An 18,681-nucleotide genomic window follows, 5' to 3' on the forward strand; every position below is an offset into this window, starting at 1 on the left:
GTGCGGACTGAGTGGAGGTACACGGCCAACCTCCCCTTGAAAAGGGGAGGTCGCTTTGCTCGTCAGAGCAAAGCGGGTGGGGATCCGCTCTCTCCGCATGGAGCGTCGCCTGTGGCCGCCCCATCCCGACCTTCCCCCTTTCAGGGGGAAGGAGAAGGCGGACCTGTAGCCCGGATGAAGGCGTCGCTTTGTAGCCCGGATGAGCGAAGCGACATCCGGGGCCGGCGCGCCGCAAGCTCCCGCATGTCGCTTCGCTCATCCGGGCTACGGAGCTACTTCGCCTCGCCTGCCGCAAACAGCACGAACGAGCGACCGGCCGTCTTGTACATACTGTCGAACGCGAACTGCGCGCCCGCCGGTTCCTCCGGCGCATTCGTATCCACGAGCAGCGACCACTGTGGCCCCGCCGACGTCGGCGGCAGCTTGAAATCGACCTCGGCCTCGTAGCTGTTGAGGATCACGAGCACGGTGTCATCCTCGCCCGTGCGGGCGATCGCGGTCTTGCGGGCGCGGCCGTCGAGCACGACGCCGAAACATTTGACCCAGCCGGTGGTCCAGTCGGCCTGCGTCATCTCCACGCCCGAGCTGTTGATCCAGACCACGTCGCGGATCTCGAGCTGCGGATCGCGATCGCCGGAGAGGAACCGGCTGCGGCGCAGGATCGGATAGTCGCGCCGCAGCTTGATCATCCGCCTGGTGAAGGCGAGCAGTTTGTTGGCGTCGTCGGAAAAACGCCAGTCGAACCAGGAGATCTCGTTATCCTGGCAATAGGCGTTGTTGTTGCCGCGCTGGGTGCGGCCGAACTCGTCGCCGCCGAGCAGCATCGGCGTGCCCTGCGAGGCTAGCAGGGTCGCCAGCATGTTGCGCTTCTGGCGTTCGCGCAGAGTGCGGATTTCGGAATTGTCGGTCGGGCCCTCGGCGCCGCAATTCCAGGAGTGGTTGTCGGACGAGCCGTCGTTGTTGTGCTCGCCGTTCGCCTCGTTGTGCTTGTTGTTGTAGCTCGCCCAGTCGTTCAGCGTGAACCCGTCGTGCGCGGTGATGAAATTGACGCTGGCCCAGGTGCGGCGCCCCTCGCGGTTGAACACGTCGTGCGAGCCGAGCAACCGCGGCGCCAGGCTGCCTGGCGCCGCCTCGCCGCGCCAGAAATCGCGCACGGTGTTGCGGTACTTGTCGTTCCATTCCGCCCAGCCGGCGGGAAAGCCGCCGACCTGGTAGCCGCCGGGGCCGCAGTCCCAGGGCTCGGCGATCAGCTTGACGGTTGCGAGCAGCGGGTCCTGGTTCATCGCCTTCAGGAAGCCGGACTGCTCGTCGAAGCCGTAGACCTCGCGCGCCAGGATGGTGCCGAGATCGAAGCGGAAGCCGTCGACATGCATGTGGCCGGCCCAGTAGCGCAGGCTGTCCATCACCATCTGGATCACCCGCGGATGCGACAGGTTCACCGTGTTGCCGGTGCCGGTGTCGTTGATGTAGTAGCGTCGCTTGTCGGGCAGCAGCCGGTAATAGCTCGCATTGTCGATGCCCTTGAACGACAGCGTCGGGCCGCGCTCATTGCCTTCGGCGGTGTGGTTGTAGACGACATCGAGAATGACTTCGAGCCCGGCGCCATGCAGCCGCGACACCATCTCCTTGAATTCGCGCAGGCTGTTCGGCACGTCGGCGGCGTAGCGCGGGTCCGGCGCGAAGAAGCCGATCGTGTTGTAGCCCCAGTAATTGGTGAGGTGCTTGTCCAGGAGATTGCTGTCGTTGATGAAGGAATGCACCGGCAGCAGCTCGACCGAGGTGATGCCGAGCGCCTTGAGATGATCGATCGCCGCGTTCGCGCCGAAGCCGGCATAGGTGCCGCGCAGGTTTTCAGGGATGCCCGGATGCTGCTTGGTAAAGCCCTTGACGTGGGTCTCATAGACGACGGTCTCGTCCCAGTGCACGTCCTGCCGTTGCGCCTCCTGGACCCAGTCGAAGTTGGGATCGACCACCACGCATTTCGGCATGAACGGCGCGCTGTCGCGCTCGTCGAAGGTGAGATCGTCGCCGGTTTCCATCTTGTAGCCGAACACCGCCGGATTCCAGGTCAGGCTGCCGGCATGGGCGCAGGCATAGGGATCGAGCAGCAGCTTGTTCGGATTGAAGCGGTGGCCGCTGTCGGGCTGGTAGGGGCCGTACACGCGATAGCCGTAGAACGTGCCGGGTTGTACGCCGTTGATGAAGCCGTGGAACACCTGGTCGGTATATTCGGGCAGCTCGAAGCGATGGGTCTCGCGCTCGCCGTCGAACAGGCAGACCTCGACCTTGGTGGCGTTGGCGGAAAACACCGCGAAGTTGGTGCCGTGGCCGCTCCAATGCGCGCCCAGCGGATAGGGCAGCCCTTCCTCGATCACGAAATCGGACATCGGTCCCCCAAGCCCTGGAACTGGCAAATCAACCTGCAACAAACGCCGCCGTGCGGAAAACGTTGCATTGGCCAGTTTAGCGGTAGTTGTCATGGATCGTGTGACGGTCGGGATTGGGCTCACCCCATCCGTTCGTCATTCCCCGGTGCGCAATTGCGCACCTGAGGGCGTGCGAAGCACGAGCCCTGAATCCATTTATCTATCGCGCCCGCGGAAGCAGCGCCGACCTCGCAGCCTTGGCGAACGACTGGACCATCACGGAGCGCGGGCGGTTTGCCGGAAAGAACAGGCCGAACGACAGCTCGATGGCCGGCCGAAGTGGAACAGCGACAAGATCGAATGACGCGGCGGCCCGAGCGGTGAACGGATCGACGATGGCGAGTCCCAATCCCGCGCCGACGAGCTGGCAGGCCGAGAATGCCGAGGGCGTGTCGATTGATCCATCATAAGAGGCGTTGGCCGCGGCGAGCGCCGCGGCATACCGGTCCCGGTTGGGGATCCCGTGCGGCGGCAGGATCATCCGCTCGCCATCGAGTTCGCTCAGACGCACGTAAGGCTTGCCCGCCAGCCGATGGGACTTTGGCAGCGCAAGCAGGCAGCGAGCGGTCACCAGGTGCTCGCATTCGACGCGTGCGTCCTCGAATGGCAGCATGGTGATGCCGGCATCGAACGGGCCCGTGACGATCCAGTCGGCGAGCTCGGTGATATTTCTGATCTCCAGAGAGACCCGCGCCTTGGGGTGCAGGGCTGTGAACGCCTTGATCACCGCCGGCATCAGGCCGAACGCAACGATCATCGGTGCAACGACGCGCAGGTGTGCGCCCCGCAGCGTGCGGATGTCGCGCGCGATGTCCACGATCTGATCTACCGCGGCCAATGCGCGTTCGGCCTCGCGGAAGAAGGCGCGACCTTCGCCGGTGACGACAAGCCGTTGCCGCTGCCGGACGAACAGGGCAAGGCCCAGCTCGCGTTCGAGATCGGCGATCATGCGGCTCACGGCCGGCTGCGACAGGTGCAGCCGACGCGCCGCTTCGGTCACCGAGCCGGTGGAAAACACCGCGTGGAAAGCCTGGAGATGTTTCAGGTTCATTCTGCACCCTCATATCAAAAACGCATGATCTCAAAATATTTGTCGATTTGACTGCATCATCGCGGGGACGCAGGGTCTTGGCAACTTCGAGGGAGTTTCAACATGATCGCCGGCCGAACGTTGACCGATCCCGATGCGACAGCGGCCAACTCAATCGCTGCCACGATGGCCGTCGACTGGGCCATCGCCTGGAATCGGCACGACATCGACGGCCTCGCCCGGCTTGTGGATCGCGACATCGATTTCGTCACCGTCGCCGGCGTCTGGCTGCGAGGAGCCGACGCGTTCAGGCGCCATCACGCCGAGATCCATCGCCTCCAGATGCGCGACAGCGCCTGGCGCAATGTCGATCAGACCGCGCGAAGGCTGCGCGACACGCTCTTCCTTGTCCACCTGCGCTGGGCAATCGAAGGCGATCGCGATCCGGACGGGAAACCGAGGCAGCCGCGACGGGGAATCTTCACCTGGCTGGTTGAGCAGCCGGCCGAGGGCGGCGCACGCATCATTGCAGGCCAGAACACAAATCTACGATCAGACGCGGTATCACACGGTGAGGAAAGGTCAGGACGATGATTGCAACGCGGCGACAGATCCTGTGCAGCCTGCAAGGTGCGACCGCACTCGCGCTGCTCGGTGCAACGGCTCGGGCGGAGAAGTTTCCCGCGCGGCCCTTTCATCTCCTCGTTGCCGGCGGGCCCGGAAGCGTTCCCGATCTGGTCGCCCGCGTGGTCGGCGATCGGCTGTCGGCCGTCACCGGCCAGCCGGTCGTGGTCGAAAATCGGCCGGGCGCGGGAGGCATCGTCGCCATGCAGGCGCTCGTCTCCAGCAATCCGGATGGCTACACGATTGCGATCGCTTCGATGTCGCAGCTCGTCTTCAACAGCTATCTGTTTGCCAAGCTGCCTTACGATCCCGTTCAGGATATTGCCCCGGTCTGTCCCCTTGTCGTCGGCGCGCTGGCCGTTGCGGCCCATCCGTCGGTCCCGGCCGCGAACCTGGCCGAACTCGTCGCCTACGCAAGATCTCATCCCGGGCGCCTCGCGCTCGGCACCGCGAGCAATGGCTCGCCGCCCGATGTCGTCGCGCGGCTACTGGTGCGCACCGCCGGTATCGATGTGCAGTTCGTGCCGTTCCGCACCGGCCCCGAAGGGCTTACCGCCGTGATGCGCGGTGACGTTCAACTGTTCGTCGATGCTCCGCCCCTGATCGCACCGCAGGTCATGGCTGGTGCTGTCAAGGCATTGGCCGTGACCGGCCGCGTGCGCGAACCCGATCTACCTGACGTTCCAACAGTTGCCGAAGCAGGACTCGCAAGTGCGGAAGCGGAAGCCTGGTTCGGCCTGGTTGCACCGGCCAAAGCACCGGGCGAGGTCCTGATCGACCTCAATCGCAAGGTTGCGGCGATCGTCGCCGCGCCCGAGGTGCAGCAGCAATTCGCCAAGCTCAGCTTCCGCCCGCTTACCGGGTCAAGCGACACGCTCCGGCAGCTGGTCAACGAAGGGCACCGGCGCTGGGGCCCCATCATCAAAGAAACCGGCATCAGGCTCGACTGAGAGGCCGCTTGGGTGAGCGCGCGCCTTCTAGATCAGCCGCATCCCCTTGAAGCTCGTATGCCCGTTCTTGCCGACGATGATGTGATCGTGCACGGCGATGCCGAGCGGCTTGGCGATGTCGACGATGGCTTTGGTCATCTGGATGTCGGCCTGCGACGGCGTCGGGTCGCCAGACGGGTGATTGTGCAGCAAGCCAATAGCCACACTATTGCTATGATCGTTCAACAATTTTTTCTGCCAATCAACGTAAGAGGGGCGCCAATTGGGGGCGATAACGATTGCTCTTTTGTGATCGTCTTGGAACGTCACGCTGCATCCGGTTGCGCGATTGGCAGGCACGACGGATCCCGATGCCAAAGTCAATTTCGGCACCATCCGCGCCGTTTCTAAGCCGTTGCAAACGATCTCGCAACCTCGCGTGCGGCCTGGATGAATCTTTGCGAGGCGGGGCCGAGCGTGCGGTTCTTCAGTGTCACTATTCCGTTTGGCACTCCGGCGACGGGGAGTTCGACGGGCAAGATCTTTACTTCGGCGCGCCGACTGAAGAACTTCAACACGGAAGCCGGCAAAACCGAGAGGAAGCGTCCGGTTGTCAGGAGACTGATCCGCACTTCAGGTGGCACGGCGACCACAGTCGCGCGAGGGCACTGGAGCCCGTTGGCGAGGAAGGCTTGGTTGAAGAGCGATGTAATCGTTGCTTCCGGCGCGGCCAACACCCAGGATTCATTCACGAGTTCGGAAAGCGCAATCCTTCGCCGCCGTGCCCACGGACTCTGCACGCCCGCGGCGAGGATCAAAGGGTCCTCATAGAGCGTTTCAAGCTCCAGTCGGTCATTGGCGATCGGAGCCCGCAATACTGTGATTGAGAAATCGACCTCGCGCTCATTCAGCCTTCGATAGAGGGTCTCGGTCTCCCCCGTCACCAGGTGGAATGTCATGCGCGGATAGCGCCGCGACAACCGATCAACGACAGCTGAGACGAAGCCCGTAGCCAGAAACGGATTGCATCCAATCCGCACGTCCCCTGCCGTAGGATCGGCCAAGAATTCCAGATCCCTCACCCCCCGGCGCAGATCGTCAAATACAGCCACTCCGCAATCGAGCAAAGCGCGACCATAGGGCGTCGGCTCTACGCCCTGGCGGTCGCGGTCGAGCAGGCGCACACCGAGCGTATGCTCCAGGTCTGCGATCGATCTCGATACTGCAGGCTGACCTGTGTTGAGGCGTTGTGCCGCCTTCCCCATACTGCCGGCCTGCACCACCGTCATGAAGACATTTAGGTCTCGCAACTTCATTCGGTGGCCTACGCGTTCGCTCAACTGCATGCCGGCGTCTCCCATGACGGTATTGATATGAGCTCATCCAACAATAATATGAGATACGCATGACCAGTTCGAGTAATATGCGTCATTCGAGCCGTCGGGCGCTGATCCGAGATGAGCGATGAACGACGCAATCGCGTTTCCAACAGACGACCCCGGGCCGCGCTCGCTCGCCGAGCTTGAGGCGCGCCTTGCGCGCGATATCGACTTTCTGGCGCTGTCGTGGCCGGCGAAGGACTGGCTTGAGCCGCGCACCCACCCCGAGTGGGGACCGGTGCTGGATATCGCGATCGTCGGCGCCGGCATGGCGGGGCTGTCCGCGGGCTTTGCGCTCAAATGCCTCGGCGTGCGCAACATGCGTGTGTTCGATCGCTCCCCGGAAGGCTTCGAGGGGCCGTGGGCGACCTTCGCGCGCATGGAGACGCTGCGCTCACCGCCGGAGCTTGCTGGCCCCGCGCTCGGCTTCGCCAATCTCACCTTCCGCGCTTGGTTCGAGGCGCAGTTCGGTCGGCTGGCCTGGACCAAGATGCACCGCATTCCGCGGCTGCAGTGGTTGGACTATCTGCGCTGGTACCGCAAAGTGACCGACCTGCCGATAGAGAACCACACCGAGCTCGTCGACCTCAGCGGCGACTCCGAGACGGTACTGCTGACCGTGCGCTCCGCTGCCGGTATCGAGCGCGTGGCCGCACGTCGTCTCCTCCTCGCCAACGGCCGCGACGGTCTCGGTGGCGCCTATGTGCCGCCGCTGTTTGCCGGTCTTGACCGAGGGTGCTGCGCGCACACCAGCGACAACATCGATTTCGCCGCTCTGCGCGGCAAGGTGGTCGGCGTGATCGGCTCCGGTGCCTCTGCGGTCGACGCCGCGGCCGAGGCGCTGGAGGCGGGGGCCGCGCGCGTCGCGATGCTGGTGCGGCGCGCGGACGTGCCGCGCATCAATCGCGGCAAGGGCATCTGGAGCCCCGGCATGTGGCACGGCTTCAACCGGCTGACGCTTGCGCAGCGCTGGTCGTTCGTGCAGGGCATCGACGATGCGGCGGTTCCACCGCCGCGCGATTCGATGCTGCGCTGCTCGCGGCACGACAACTTTTCCATCATCGCGCGCTGCGCGCCGCGCAACGTCGCGTTGCGCGACGGCCGCGTTGTGCTCGATACGACGCGCGGAGCGCTTGCCTTCGACTTCCTGATTCTTGCCACGGGCTTCGCAGTGGATTGGCCACGCCGACCAGAGCTTGCCGCGCTCGCGCCGCATGTCCTTAAGTGGCGCGATCGCTTCGCGCCGGCGAATCGCGAATTTGCCCAGGCCGACCACCCATTCCTCGGGCCCGATCTGGAATTCCTCGAGCGGACCTCGGGCGCGGCGCCATGGGTCGAGCGCGTGCATTGCTTCAATTTCCCGGCCTTCCTGAGCCACGGGCCCATTACAGGCGACGTCCCGGCGATCAGCGTCGGCGCCGAACGCGTCGCAAGGGGCGTCGTCGCAGCGCTGTGGGCCGAGGATTACGCGCGCAACTGGCGGCGCTTCCTCGCATGGGACGATCCTGAACTGCGCGGTGATGAGTTCACGATCGACGAAGATGTTACCAAGTTCTCGGCCGAGGAGAAAAGCGGTGCTGAAGCGTGAACGCACTGCATTCCCGCGTCCGCAGTGAGTGCGAACGTGTAGGGAGATATACGCGAAAGCGCACTTCGCCAGTCTAAATCAGCTTCATCCCCTTCAAACTCGCATGCCCGTTCTTGCCGACGATGATGTGATCGTGCACGGCGATGCCGAGCGGCTTGGCGATGTCGACGATGGCTTTCGTCATCTGGATGTCGGCCTGCGACGGGGTCGGGTCGCCGGACGGATGATTGTGCACCAGGATCAGCGCGGTGGCGGACAGTTCCAGTGCGCGCTTGATCACCTCGCGGGGGTAGACCGGGGTGTGATCGACGGTGCCGGTCTGCTGCACCTCGTCGGCGATCAGCTGGTTGCGCTTGTCGAGGAACAGCAGGCGGAACTGCTCCTTGTCGGCGAACGCCATGCTGGTGCGGCAATAGTCGATGACGTCGTTCCACGACGACAGCGCGATGCTGCCCTTGATCTCGCCCTTGGCGATGCGACTGGCAGCCGCGGCGAGCAGCTTGAGCTGGTTGATCGAGGCGTCCTTGACGCCCTCGACCTCGCGCAGCCGCGCCACCGGCGCGTGCACGACCTCGGCGAACGAGCCGAACTTCTTCAAGAGAGCCTTGGCCAGGGGCTTGGTGTCGCGGCGCGGGATGGCGGCGAACAGCGCCATCTCCAAGAGCTCATAATCGGTCAGCGCGTCCGGCCCGGCGGCGTAGAAGCGCTCGCGCAGCCGTTCGCGATGGCCGTGATAATGCGGCGTCTCGTCAGTGTCGTCGTTGCTGGCATCGGATTTGGCGGGCATCGGCCACAACCATGCCGTGCCTGCCGCGTTTTGCAAGGGCCGATGCAACTTCCCGGTTTGCCACGACGCGGCGGGCGAACTACCGTTACCTGCAACGTTCAGGATCGAAAAGGGGGAGGGCCGCGTGACATCGTTCAAGGTGATCCGCTCGCGTGCGGAGAAGCGCAAGGGCGGGCCGAAGGCGCTCGAGAAGCTGCTGCGGCCGCCGGCGGGCGCCAAGGCGCTGGCAAAGCTCGGCGACGACCGCGTGCTGGCCGAAATGACCAGACGCGTGTTCTGCGCGGGCTTTGCCTGGAGCGTGATCGACGCGAAATGGGAGGGTTTTGAGGCGGCTTTCCTCGGCTTCCAGCCCGCCAAGCTCGCGTTCAAGCCGGACGAATATTGGGAGAAGCTCACGAGCGACACCAGGATCGTGCGCAACGGCGCCAAGATCATGTCGGTGCGCGACAATGGCCGTTTCGTGCAGGAGATCGCGCGCGAGCACGGCAGCTTCGGCAAATTCCTCGCGGCCTGGCCGTCATCGGACGAGATCGGGCTGCTCGATCTGCTGACCAAGCGCGGCAGCCGGCTCGGCGGCAACACCGGGCAGATGCTGCTGCGCTTCCTCGGCTGGGACGGCTTTGTCACCTCGCGCGACGTCGTCGCCTGCCTGCGCGATGCCGGGCTCGACATCGCCGAGGAGGTCAAGTCGAAGCGCGATCTCGCCAAGGTGCAGGCGCAGTTCAATGCCTGGGCGGAGGAGACCGGGCTGTCCTATCTGCACCTGTCGCGGATCTGCGCGATGTCGATCGGAGAAAACCACACGCCCGAGGAGATCACCGAGCGCACCCGGAGCGATTATTGATTTTTCGCGCTGCACAAAGATGTGAATTGATTTAGGGAATGATCTTTTCCTAAATAAGGGAATGAGCACCATGGTCCAGCCACTGCATCAGGTCGGGCGTCCGCGCGGACGGCCGCGGGAATTCGACGTGAACGAGGCACTCGACAAGGCGATCAAGGTGTTTCGCGAGCAGGGATACAACGCCACCTCGGTCGAGGACCTGACCGGGGCAATGGGGCTGGCGTCCGGCAGCATCTATAAGGCATTCAAGGACAAGCGAGCGGTTTTCCTGGCGGCGCTCGACCGCTACATGCTCCTGCGCAACGAGCAGATTGCATCGGTTGCCCGCGCGGCTCGGACGGCTCGCGAGCGGCTGCGCGCCGTGCTCGGCTTTTACGTCGAGTCGGCGAAGGGCGTCGAAGGACGGCGCGGCTGCATGGTTGTTGGCAGCGCGGTGGAGCTCGCGATCGCCGATCGAGAGGTTGCGGCGCGGATCACCGCGGCCCTCTCGCGGAACGAGGCACTTCTGGCCGACCTGATTCGGCAAGGGCAGGCGGACCGATCAATCTCGGCCAAGATCGATCCGGATGAGACCGCCCGCGTCATGGTCTGTTTCACGCAAGGGCTGCGCGTCGTCGGACGAGCCGGACGCGCGCCCCCGGACACTTCAGCAGCGGTGGATATCGCGATGAGACTGCTCGCCTGATTGATTTGGCTATTTGGGAAGCGTTCATTCCCTAAATTGGAGTATCCATGACGACGATCACGTCCGACGTCCGGCCGGAGCCGGATTCGGTGTCCAACCGGCTCACCTTTCTGCTGGCCCTGTCCTGCGGTCTGATTGCGGCCAACATCTACTATGCCCAGCCGTTGGCGGGGCCGATCGCGGCCGAACTCGGCTTGCGGCCGGAATCGGCCGGCCTGATCTTGACCATGACCCAGATCGGCTACGGCGTCGGCCTGTTGCTCATCGTTCCCCTCGGCGATCTCATCGAGAACCGCCGGCTGATCTCGTCCGTGATTGCGGTCGCGGCGGTGGCGCTGGTCGCCGCGGCGCTGTCGAGGCATCCGCTGCCGTTTCTCGTTGCTGCGCTGTCGGTCGGCTTCGCATCGGTCGCTGTGCAGATTCTGGTTCCCTATGCGGGCCATCTCGCGCCCGAGCGCATCAGGGGCCGGGTCGTCGGCAACGTCACCAGCGGCTTGATGCTCGGAATCATGCTGGCGCGCCCGGCCTCGAGCTTCATCGCGTCGGTATCGTCCTGGCATGCGGTCTACTGGATGTCCGCCGCGCTGATGGTGTCGCTCGCGATACTGCTGCGCTGGACGCTGCCGCCGCGCATGCCGCAGACGCGCCTTCGTTACGCCGAGTTGCTGGGCTCCATGGTTCATCTTGCGCGGACCACGCCCGTGCTCTGGCGTCGCGCGTTCTATCAGGCAAGTCTGTTCGCCGTGTTCAGCCTGTTCTGGACCACCGTGCCGCTCATGCTCGCCTCGCCCGTCTTCGGATTGTCGCAGTCCGGGATCGCGCTGTTCGCTCTTCTGGGTGCCGCCGGCGCCGTTGCCTCGTCGATCGCGGGACGTGTTGCCGATTGCGGCTGGACGCGTCCTGCGACCGCCGCGGCCATGCTGCTGACGAGTTGTGGGTTTGCCCTCACGGTGATCGTCGCACCGGGGTCGACGCTGTCACTTGTCCTGTTCGTGACCGCCGCGATCGCGATCGACTTTGGCGTGCAGGCCAACGTCGTGCTCGGCTTCCGTGCGCTGTTCGTGCTGGGTGCGGACGTGCGCAGCCGGCTCAACGGGCTCTATATGGCAACGTTCTTCCTTGCCGGCGCGCTCGGCTCAGGGGTCGGCGGCTGGGCCTATGCCTCGGGCGGATGGTGGCTGGCGGCGACAATCGGGGGCGCGCTGCCGCTCTGCGCGCTCATCTATCTCACAACGGAGAAGAAATAGCCGCGGGCTGACGTGGTCCCAGACCGCTGTGGCCTTACACCTGAACCCACGGCTTCTCGCCGTGGCGCTCGGACAGCGTGAAGATCTCGACGCCGTCGGCGGTGACGCCGACCGAGTGCTCGAACTGCGCCGACAGCGAGCGGTCGCGGGTCACCGCGGTCCAACCGTCGGACAGGATCTTCACATGCGGCTTGCCGAGATTGATCATCGGCTCGATGGTGAAGAACATGCCGGGCTTCAGCGGCGCGCCTTCGCCGGGACGGCCGATATGGATGATGTTCGGCTCGTCGTGGAACAGGCGGCCGAGGCCGTGGCCGCAGAAGTCGCGCACCACGCTCATGCCCTGCGGTTCGACGAAGCTCTGGATGGCGTGGCCGATATCGCCGGTGGTGGCGCCGGGCTTCACCGCGGCAATGCCGCGCATCATCGCCTCATAGGTCACCTCGATCAGCCGCTCGGCCTTCCGCGCGATGGCGCCGATCGCATACATGCGGCTGGAGTCGCCGTACCAGCCGTCGACGATGAAGGTGACGTCGACATTGACGATGTCGCCTTCCTTCAGCGGGCGGTCGCCCGGCATGCCGTGGCAGACCACGTGATTGATCGAGGTGCAGGTCGAGTAGCGGTAGCCGCGATACATCAGCGTCGCCGGATAGGCGCCGTGGTCGAAAGCGAACTTGCGGACGAACTCGTCGATGACCGAGGTTGGGATGCCCGGCTTGACGATGTCGGTGAGTGCGTCGAGGCATTTCGACACCAGGGCGCCCGCCTTGCGCATGCCGGCAAAGCCGCTCGGTCCGTGCAGCTTGATCTGGCCGGTCTTGCGAAGCGAGGTGTCGGTGGCGTCGATATAGCTCATGGGCGGGTTGTTTCTGCGGGCAAGGGGCTGATTGCAAGGCCTAATTTAATGATCGGCGCGCCCGGCGCAAGCCAAGTCTGGGCATGGGGACAATGCTCAAACGACTTGATTTTCCGGCAAAATCCGGAACAGCGGCCGCCGGCGCTCCGAAGCGACCGCGCTGAAGCGCTAGCTGGAGATCTCGACCACGCTTTCGACCGGCAGCGCAGCGCCGCGGATGCGGAGTTCCCGCACCGGATAGGGCACCTTGATGCCCTGCTGCTTGAAGGCGTCCCACAGCGCCAGCATGACGTCGCTCTTCACATTGTCCATGCCATCGGGGTCGGCGATCCAGAAGGTCAGCGAGAACTTCATGCCGAGCTCGGCGAATTCGTTGAGGATGCAGTTCGGTGGCTTGCCCTTGAGCGCGCGGGCGTGGGCCGCGGCGGTATCGATCGCGAGCTTGCAGACCTGGCGCGGATTGGCGTCGTAATTGGCGGCGAAGGCGATCTTCACCAGCGTGTTCTTGTCGGTGTAGGTCCAGTTGGTGACCTTCTGCGTCACCAGATCCTCGTTCGGGATCAGGAATTCGCGGCCGTCGCCGGCGGCGACCGAGATGTAGCGGGTCTTCATCGCGCTGATGCGGCCCTGGCTGTCGCCGATAGTGACGAGGTCGCCCGGCTTCACCGACTTGTCGACCAGCAGAATGATGCCCGAGATGAAGTTGGCGACGATCTTCTGCAGGCCGAAACCGATGCCGACGCCGACCGCGCCGGAAAGCACCGCCAGCGCCGACAGATTGATCCCGACGGCGCTCAAGGCAATGGCGACCGCGACCACCATCAGGCCGATGCGAATGATCTTGACCAGCAACACCTGGATCGACGGGGTCAGGTCGGTCGAGCGGGTGATCTGGCCGTCGATGAAATTGCTGGCGATATTGCTCAGCCACAGCGCCAGGATCAGCACCGCGCCGGCCTTGATCAGCAGCAGCGGCGTCAGCCGCAGACCGCCCACGACGACGGCGAACGAATCCAGTGTGTCGGCCGCCCAGTCGAGCTGGCCGATGATGCTGAGGGCGGCGACCACCCAGGCCGCGATCGAGACCAGTTTGACGATGAAGGCGTTGTCGATCACCGAGGTCACGAGGCGGATCACGAGCCAGGCCAGCGCCAGCTTGGCGGAGACCGCGATCAGGTAGCTGCGGCTCGGCCAGGTCGCGTGCCACATCACGATGCGCGAGATCACCATCAACACCGCGAACACCGCGGTCGAGGCGCTCGTCACCATCACCCGGGCAAAGTGCCGGAGCGGCAGCGGCCAGCGGCTCGCCAGCGTGGACATGTTGACCCGCGCATGAATGGCGGTATCGGCGGCGTAGGCGAGGCCCGCGGCGGCGAGGATGATGCCGAACTGCAAATAAAACCAGGGCGAAGCCACCTCGGCGCCGACCGAGCGCGCTGCCATTTGGATCGATTCCAGGACGTCCTTCCAGCTCATGTCCATCGGCAAAATCTCAACTCGAAGCGCGGGTCAGGCAAATGTGATTCGAAGGTGCAGCCAGAATCCCACAATGGCGCGCACGCGACCATCGATACACCACAGTGCCGGGGCGACCTAGGGGCAGGGAGACCGGGCACATGGCCGCTTAGGGCAGAAATCGGTTGGCGTCCCAGTGTGGCGACGATAAGGATGCAATTGCAAGTATTTGAGACCTCCGAAGGCGCATGGCATCCCTCGACTCCGTCAGTATAGCGATCCTGCTCGGTGCGGTGCTGGTGATGGCCGGCATCCTGTCCAGCCTGCTGGCGCTGCGGTTCGGCGCCCCCCTGCTGCTGATGTTCTTGCTGGTCGGCATGTTGGCGGGCGATTCCGGCCCCGGCCGGCTGCAGTTCGACGACGTCCGCACCACCTATCTGGTCGGCTCGGTGGCGCTCGCGCTGATCCTGTTCGATGGCGGACTGAAGACGCGGTTTGCCAGCATCCGCACCGTGCTGGCTCCCTCGATGATGCTGGCGACTGCCGGCGTGCTGCTGACCGCGCTGATCACCGCGCCGGTCGCACGCTATGTGCTCGACCTCAACTGGACCGAGTCGCTTCTGGTCGGCGCCGTTGTGGCCTCGACCGACGCCGCGGCGGTGTTCCTCTTGGTGCACACCCAGGGCCTGCGCCTGCGCCCGCGCGTCGGCGCGACGCTGGAGGCAGAGTCCGGCACCAACGACCCGTTCGCGATCTTCCTCACCTTGATGCTGGTCGAGTTCATCTCGATCGGCCAGAGCTCGGCCTCGCACATCGCGATGGAGTTCATCCAGGAGGCCGTGCTCGGCGCCATCATCGGGGTGATCGGCGGCCGGCTGGTGGTGATCGCGCTGAATCACGTCGCGCTGCCGCAGGGCCTGCATGCGCCGTTCGTCACCACCGCGGCGCTGGTGATCTTCGGCGGCTCCCAGATCGTGCATGCCTCGGGATTCCTCGCGGTCTATCTCGCCGGTATCATCATCGGCAACCGGCCGACCCGCGCGCATAATTCGGTGGTGACCTTCCTCGACGCCGCGACCTGGCTGGCCCAGATCGTGATGTTCGTGCTGCTCGGCCTATTGGTGTCGCCGCATCGCCTGCTCTCCAGCGCCGGCGGCGCGGTGCTGGTGGCGTTCGCGCTGATGCTGGTGGCGCGGCCGCTGGCGGTGCTGATCTGTCTCGCGCCGTTCAAGTTCAACTGGCGGGAGAAGGTCTTCATCGCCTGGACCGGCTTGCGCGGCGCGGTCGCGATCTTCCTGGCCTCGATCCCGATGCTGGTCGGGCTGTCGAAGGCCTATCTCTACTTCGACGTCGCCTTCGTCGTCGTCATCATCTCGCTGCTGTTGCAGGGCTGGACGCTGGCACCGGCGGCGCGGCGGCTGCACGTCGCGCTGCCGCGCGCCGAGCGCGGCCCGCGCCGTGTCGAACTGGATCTGCCCGGCCAGCTCGAGCAGCAGCTGGTCGGCTATCCGGTGCGGCCGAAGAGCCTGTATTTCCGCCGCGGCCTGATCCCGTCGTGGTCGAAGCCGACGCTGGTGATCCGCGACGAGCGGATCCTGACGCCTGTCGAGGCCGATCCGGTCGCGCCCGGCGACTACATCTATCTGCTGGCGCCGCCAGAGCGCGCCGAGGCGCTCGATCGCTTCTTCGTCGACATGGCGCCGTCGAGCGCGCCCGATCCGCATCTGCTCGGCGACTTCATGGTGTCGGGCGAGCATACGCTCAGTGAGCTCGCCGAGATTTACGGCGTCAAGGTCGACGAGCATCAGGCCAAGCTGACGCTGGCGGATTATTTCGACATCAATCTCGACCGCGCGCCGAAGGAAGGCGCCGAGCTCGCGCTCGACGAGATCGTGCTGGTGGCGCGCAGCATCAGCGGCGGCCGCGTCAATGTCGTCGGTCTGCGCCTGCCGGAGGAAGAGGAGGAGGTCGCACCGCAGACGCGGATGCAGACCGTCCGGCGCAAGCTTGCCGATATCTGGGCGTCGGTCGCCGGCGTCTAAAGCGTTTTCGAGCGAAGGAGATGCCGGTTCGCGTGAAGAAAACGCGTCAGAATAAGACCCGCGCCGTCACTGCTTGCGCAGGAAGCTCGAATCCGGGGCGAACTTCTTGATCATGTCGGACAGGCCGTTGTCGGCCGGCGGACCCTTGGACGCAGCGTCCGACTTGGGCTCGTCCTTGAGCTTCTGGCCGGAAATTTCGGCCAGCGCCGCAAGCAGCGTCTCGTCGAGATGATCGGCCGGTGTCTTTGCAGGCGGTGTCTCCGCAGGCGGCGTGTTGGCCGGTGGGGTGACGGCGCGGATCTCCGGCTCGTTCTTCGGCGGCGGCTCTGGCACCGGCTTGGATGCGTCCGCCCGTCTGGCGGCGGCCTCGCTGATGGCGGTGATCAACGATGCTTCGAGGTCGGCGGGCGCCTCTGCCGGCAACGGCGGCGGCTCGGCGGGCTTCGCGTCCCGGGGGGCGCGACCGAACAGTCGTTCCCGCTGGCTCGCCGTCGACGGCCGGCTGTCGGTGGCCTTCCCAGGCTCCTTATTAGGCTCCTTGGCAGGCTTGAAGAGACCCGCGCGTTCGGCGGCGACCCTGGCGGAAGCCTCCTCGACCGTGGCGAGCAGTGACGCTTCCAGCGCAGCGGCGGGATTGCCCGGCGAAGTCGCTGGCTTGGCGGGAGGGGCGGCCACCTGCTTTGGCTCAGGCCGGGGTGGCGGCAGCGGCGGTGGCAGCGATCCTTCGACGGGTGCGGGTGGCGGGGCCGGCTGGCCGTCGCGGGCGCGCGCGATGATGCCGTCGACGATCGCGCCGAGGCGGCTCTTGTCGGGCGCGGCGAGATAGCTCGCCGCGAGCTCATCGACATATTGCGGGCCGTAATCGGCCAGCACCTTGGCGAGCTGGGCGAGGTCGGGATCGCTGTCGACCAGCCGGCGCCAGGCCTGCCGGTCATAGGGCGGGTCCGCCTTCTTGTCGGGCCAGGCCACCCGACGCGGCTGGCGCTGCGGTCCGGTGTCCTGGCCAGTGTCTTGGCCGGTGACCGGGTCGAGGGTCGGCGGCTGCAGCCCGGCACTGAGGCGCGGTGGGGTAAATCCCCCAGCACCGGCCGGCACGGCGTCATCCGGGCGTCGGCGGCGCTCGGCGACCTGCAGCGAGATCAGGCCGATGCCCATCAACAGAAAGCCGAGGGCGGCCCACGAAATCGTTGCGCACAGTAGCCCGCCGATCAGCAGCAATACCCAGCCAGTCAGTCGCAAGGTGCACCTTTCCCCATGCCCGATCGGACGTCCCGATCCGGGCCTAGCAGACAAGATGGGCTATCTTATGCCGACTTTCGGAAAAACGGCTAGCTACGTGCCGCCCGTCAACACCTTGACACCGCCGAATGCGGTGACCTGGCCGCGGCGCAGCATCACGATCTGGGTGGCGAGCTGACGAAGCTCGGCCGCGTCGTGGCTGACATAGACCATCGGGACGCCGGCCTCGTCGCGCAGCCGCACCAGATAGGGCAGGATCTCGAGCTTGCGGCTCTCGTCGAGCGCGCCCAGCGGCTCGTCCAGCAGCAACAGCCGCGGCTTGGACAAAAGGGCCCGGCCGAGCGCGACGCGCTGCCGCTCGCCGCCGGAGAGTTTTCCGGGGCGCCGGTCGAGCAGGGCGCCGATGTCGAGCAGATCGACGACGCGTTTGTGTTGCGCAGGATCCTCGGTGAGCCCGTTCATGCGGCGGCCGTAGTCGAGGTTCTGCCTGATATCGAGATGCGGAAACAGCCGCGCGTCCTGGAACACGTAGCCAATGCGCCGCCGGTAAGTCGGAACATGGATGCCAGCTGCGGTGTCATCGACCGTCTCGCCGTCGATCACGATGGTGCCGCGATCAGGACGAACCAGCCCGGCGATGGTGTTGATCAGCGAGGTCTTGCCGGAGCCGGATGCGCCGAACAGGCCGGTGACACGGCCCTCGCTGCTGAACGACGCCGCGAGCGAGAACTCTCCGAGCTGCTTGGTGATGTCGACGCGCAGCATCGCTATTGTCCGTGAAGGCGCGCGGTGGCGCGGCGCGCGAACACTTCGGCGGCAACAAGTGCGCCAACCGCGAGCACGATCGAGATGATCACGAGCCGCGCCGCGGCGCTGTCGCCGTCAGGCGTCTGGATCAGCGAATAGATCGCCGACGAAATGGTCTGGGTCTCGCCGGGGATGTTGGAGACGAAGGTGATGGTCGCGCCGAACTCGCCGATCGCCTTGGCAAAGCCGAGCACCATGCCGGCCAGCACGCCCGGCAGCGCCAGCGGCAGCGTCACGGTTGCGAACACCCGCCAGGGCGCGGCGCCGAGCGTCTCGGCGGCCTGCTCGAGGCGGCGGTCGACCGCCTCGATCGAAAGCCGGATCGGGCGCACCAGCAGCGGAAACGACATCACGCCGCAGGCGAGCGCCGCGCCGGTCCAACGGAACGCGAAGACGATGCCGAGATGATCGGCCAGCCAGCCGCCGACCAGGCCGCGCCTGCCGAAGGTCAGCAGCAGCAGATAGCCGGTGACGACGGGCGGCAGCACCAGCGGCAGATGCACGGCAGCATCGAGCAGCGACTTGCCCCAGAAATCGCGCCGCGCCAGCAGCCAGGCGAGCGCTACCCCGAACGGGGTCGCCACCAGCGTTGCGATGACGGCGACCCGCAGCGACAGCAGGATCGCCGTCCATTCGGTCGGCGAAATCTCAAACACTAGCGTCTGTTCCCGAAGTTCGTATGCAAGTGCGGCTCCTCAGTTACGAACTTCGGGAACAGACACTAGTAAGAGTCAATA

16 protein-coding genes and 1 pseudogene are annotated in these 18,681 nt (G+C 65.3%); 7 read left to right on the forward strand and 10 right to left on the reverse strand.

Features of this window, described 5'->3' with window-relative positions:
* Positions 1-272 precede the first annotated feature (272 nt).
* Both glgX and Q0030_RS15120 read right to left on the reverse strand, forming a co-directional pair.
* Positions 273-2,387, reverse strand: a complete 2,115-nt coding sequence (gene glgX, locus Q0030_RS15115) for a glycogen debranching protein GlgX (protein ID WP_298368309.1) — start codon at positions 2,385-2,387, stop codon at positions 273-275.
* Between the two features lie 199 nt (positions 2,388-2,586).
* Positions 2,587-3,477, reverse strand: coding sequence for a LysR substrate-binding domain-containing protein (locus Q0030_RS15120; protein WP_298368312.1), 891 nt, complete (start codon positions 3,475-3,477; stop codon positions 2,587-2,589).
* Between the two features lie 102 nt (positions 3,478-3,579).
* Between Q0030_RS15120 and Q0030_RS15125 the strand changes: the two genes are divergently transcribed.
* Together Q0030_RS15125 and Q0030_RS15130 are read left to right on the forward strand one after the other, a co-directional pair.
* Positions 3,580-4,050, forward strand: a complete 471-nt coding sequence (locus Q0030_RS15125) for an SgcJ/EcaC family oxidoreductase (protein WP_298368314.1) — start codon at positions 3,580-3,582, stop codon at positions 4,048-4,050.
* A complete protein-coding gene (locus tag Q0030_RS15130; RefSeq protein WP_298368317.1) occupies positions 4,047-5,030 on the forward strand; it encodes a tripartite tricarboxylate transporter substrate binding protein in 984 nt (327 codons plus the stop codon). The genes Q0030_RS15125 and Q0030_RS15130 overlap by 4 nt, the downstream gene beginning before the upstream one ends.
* A 27-nt stretch (positions 5,031-5,057) precedes the next feature.
* Here the strand turns inward: Q0030_RS15130 and Q0030_RS15135 are convergent.
* Positions 5,058-5,240 (reverse strand): annotated as a pseudogene (locus tag Q0030_RS15135) (JAB domain-containing protein); the annotation flags it as partial.
* Between the two features lie 176 nt (positions 5,241-5,416).
* Complete coding sequence (locus tag Q0030_RS15140; RefSeq protein WP_298368319.1) at positions 5,417-6,355, reverse strand: LysR family transcriptional regulator; 939 nt, start codon at positions 6,353-6,355, stop codon at positions 5,417-5,419.
* A 271-nt stretch (positions 6,356-6,626) separates the two neighbouring features.
* On the opposite strand from Q0030_RS15140, the gene Q0030_RS15145 reads away from it, so the two are divergent.
* Entirely contained in the window at positions 6,627-7,976 is a 1,350-nt protein-coding gene (locus Q0030_RS15145; protein ID WP_298368321.1) for an NAD(P)/FAD-dependent oxidoreductase, read from the forward strand.
* A 73-nt stretch (positions 7,977-8,049) separates the two neighbouring features.
* On the opposite strand, the gene radC is transcribed toward Q0030_RS15145, so the two are convergent.
* Positions 8,050-8,763: a DNA repair protein RadC gene (gene radC / locus Q0030_RS15150; RefSeq protein ID WP_298368323.1), complete on the reverse strand. Its 714-nt coding sequence runs from the start codon at positions 8,761-8,763 to the stop codon at positions 8,050-8,052.
* Between the two features lie 124 nt (positions 8,764-8,887).
* Between radC and Q0030_RS15155 the strand changes: the two genes are divergently transcribed.
* The 3 genes from Q0030_RS15155 to Q0030_RS15165 all read left to right on the forward strand — a co-directional run bounded on the left by Q0030_RS15155 (position 8,888) and on the right by Q0030_RS15165 (position 11,539).
* A complete protein-coding gene (locus Q0030_RS15155; RefSeq protein WP_298368324.1) occupies positions 8,888-9,607 on the forward strand; it encodes a DNA-3-methyladenine glycosylase I in 720 nt (239 codons plus the stop codon).
* Between the two features lie 61 nt (positions 9,608-9,668).
* Positions 9,669-10,292 carry a TetR/AcrR family transcriptional regulator gene (locus Q0030_RS15160; protein ID WP_363323459.1) on the forward strand — a complete coding sequence of 208 codons (624 nt, stop codon included), beginning with the start codon at positions 9,669-9,671 and terminating at the stop codon, positions 10,290-10,292.
* A gap of 47 nt (positions 10,293-10,339) precedes the next feature.
* A complete protein-coding gene (locus tag Q0030_RS15165) occupies positions 10,340-11,539 on the forward strand; it encodes an MFS transporter (protein ID WP_298368328.1) in 1,200 nt (399 codons plus the stop codon).
* A 34-nt stretch (positions 11,540-11,573) separates the two neighbouring features.
* On the opposite strand, the gene map is transcribed toward Q0030_RS15165, so the two are convergent.
* Positions 11,574-12,398, reverse strand: a complete 825-nt coding sequence (gene map / locus Q0030_RS15170) for a type I methionyl aminopeptidase (RefSeq protein WP_028340441.1) — start codon at positions 12,396-12,398, stop codon at positions 11,574-11,576.
* A 168-nt stretch (positions 12,399-12,566) separates the two neighbouring features.
* Positions 12,567-13,883 carry a mechanosensitive ion channel domain-containing protein gene (locus Q0030_RS15175; protein ID WP_298368334.1) on the reverse strand — a complete coding sequence of 439 codons (1,317 nt, stop codon included), beginning with the start codon at positions 13,881-13,883 and terminating at the stop codon, positions 12,567-12,569.
* A gap of 221 nt (positions 13,884-14,104) precedes the next feature.
* Here Q0030_RS15175 and Q0030_RS15180 point away from each other — a divergent pair, with 221 nt between their 5' ends.
* Positions 14,105-15,898, forward strand: a complete 1,794-nt coding sequence (locus Q0030_RS15180; RefSeq protein ID WP_298368337.1) for a potassium/proton antiporter — start codon at positions 14,105-14,107, stop codon at positions 15,896-15,898.
* 66 nt (positions 15,899-15,964) lie between these two features.
* Here the strand turns inward: Q0030_RS15180 and Q0030_RS15185 are convergent, their stop codons facing one another.
* The 3 genes from Q0030_RS15185 to modB all read right to left on the reverse strand — a co-directional run bounded on the left by Q0030_RS15185 (position 15,965) and on the right by modB (position 18,600).
* Positions 15,965-17,137, reverse strand: a complete 1,173-nt coding sequence (locus Q0030_RS15185; RefSeq protein ID WP_298368339.1) for a hypothetical protein — start codon at positions 17,135-17,137, stop codon at positions 15,965-15,967.
* Positions 17,138-17,230: 93 nt separating this feature from the next.
* The gene (gene modC / locus Q0030_RS15190) at positions 17,231-17,902 is read right to left on the reverse strand and encodes a molybdenum ABC transporter ATP-binding protein (RefSeq protein ID WP_298368341.1); all 672 of its coding nucleotides are present in this window, start codon (positions 17,900-17,902) and stop codon (positions 17,231-17,233) included.
* 2 nt (positions 17,903-17,904) lie between these two features.
* Positions 17,905-18,600, reverse strand: a complete 696-nt coding sequence (gene modB / locus Q0030_RS15195; protein WP_298368344.1) for a molybdate ABC transporter permease subunit — start codon at positions 18,598-18,600, stop codon at positions 17,905-17,907.
* Positions 18,601-18,681 lie beyond the last annotated feature (81 nt).

Origin of the sequence: uncultured Bradyrhizobium sp., assembly GCF_947648125.1 — a bacterium.
Taxonomy (GTDB): domain Bacteria; phylum Pseudomonadota; class Alphaproteobacteria; order Rhizobiales; family Xanthobacteraceae; genus Bradyrhizobium.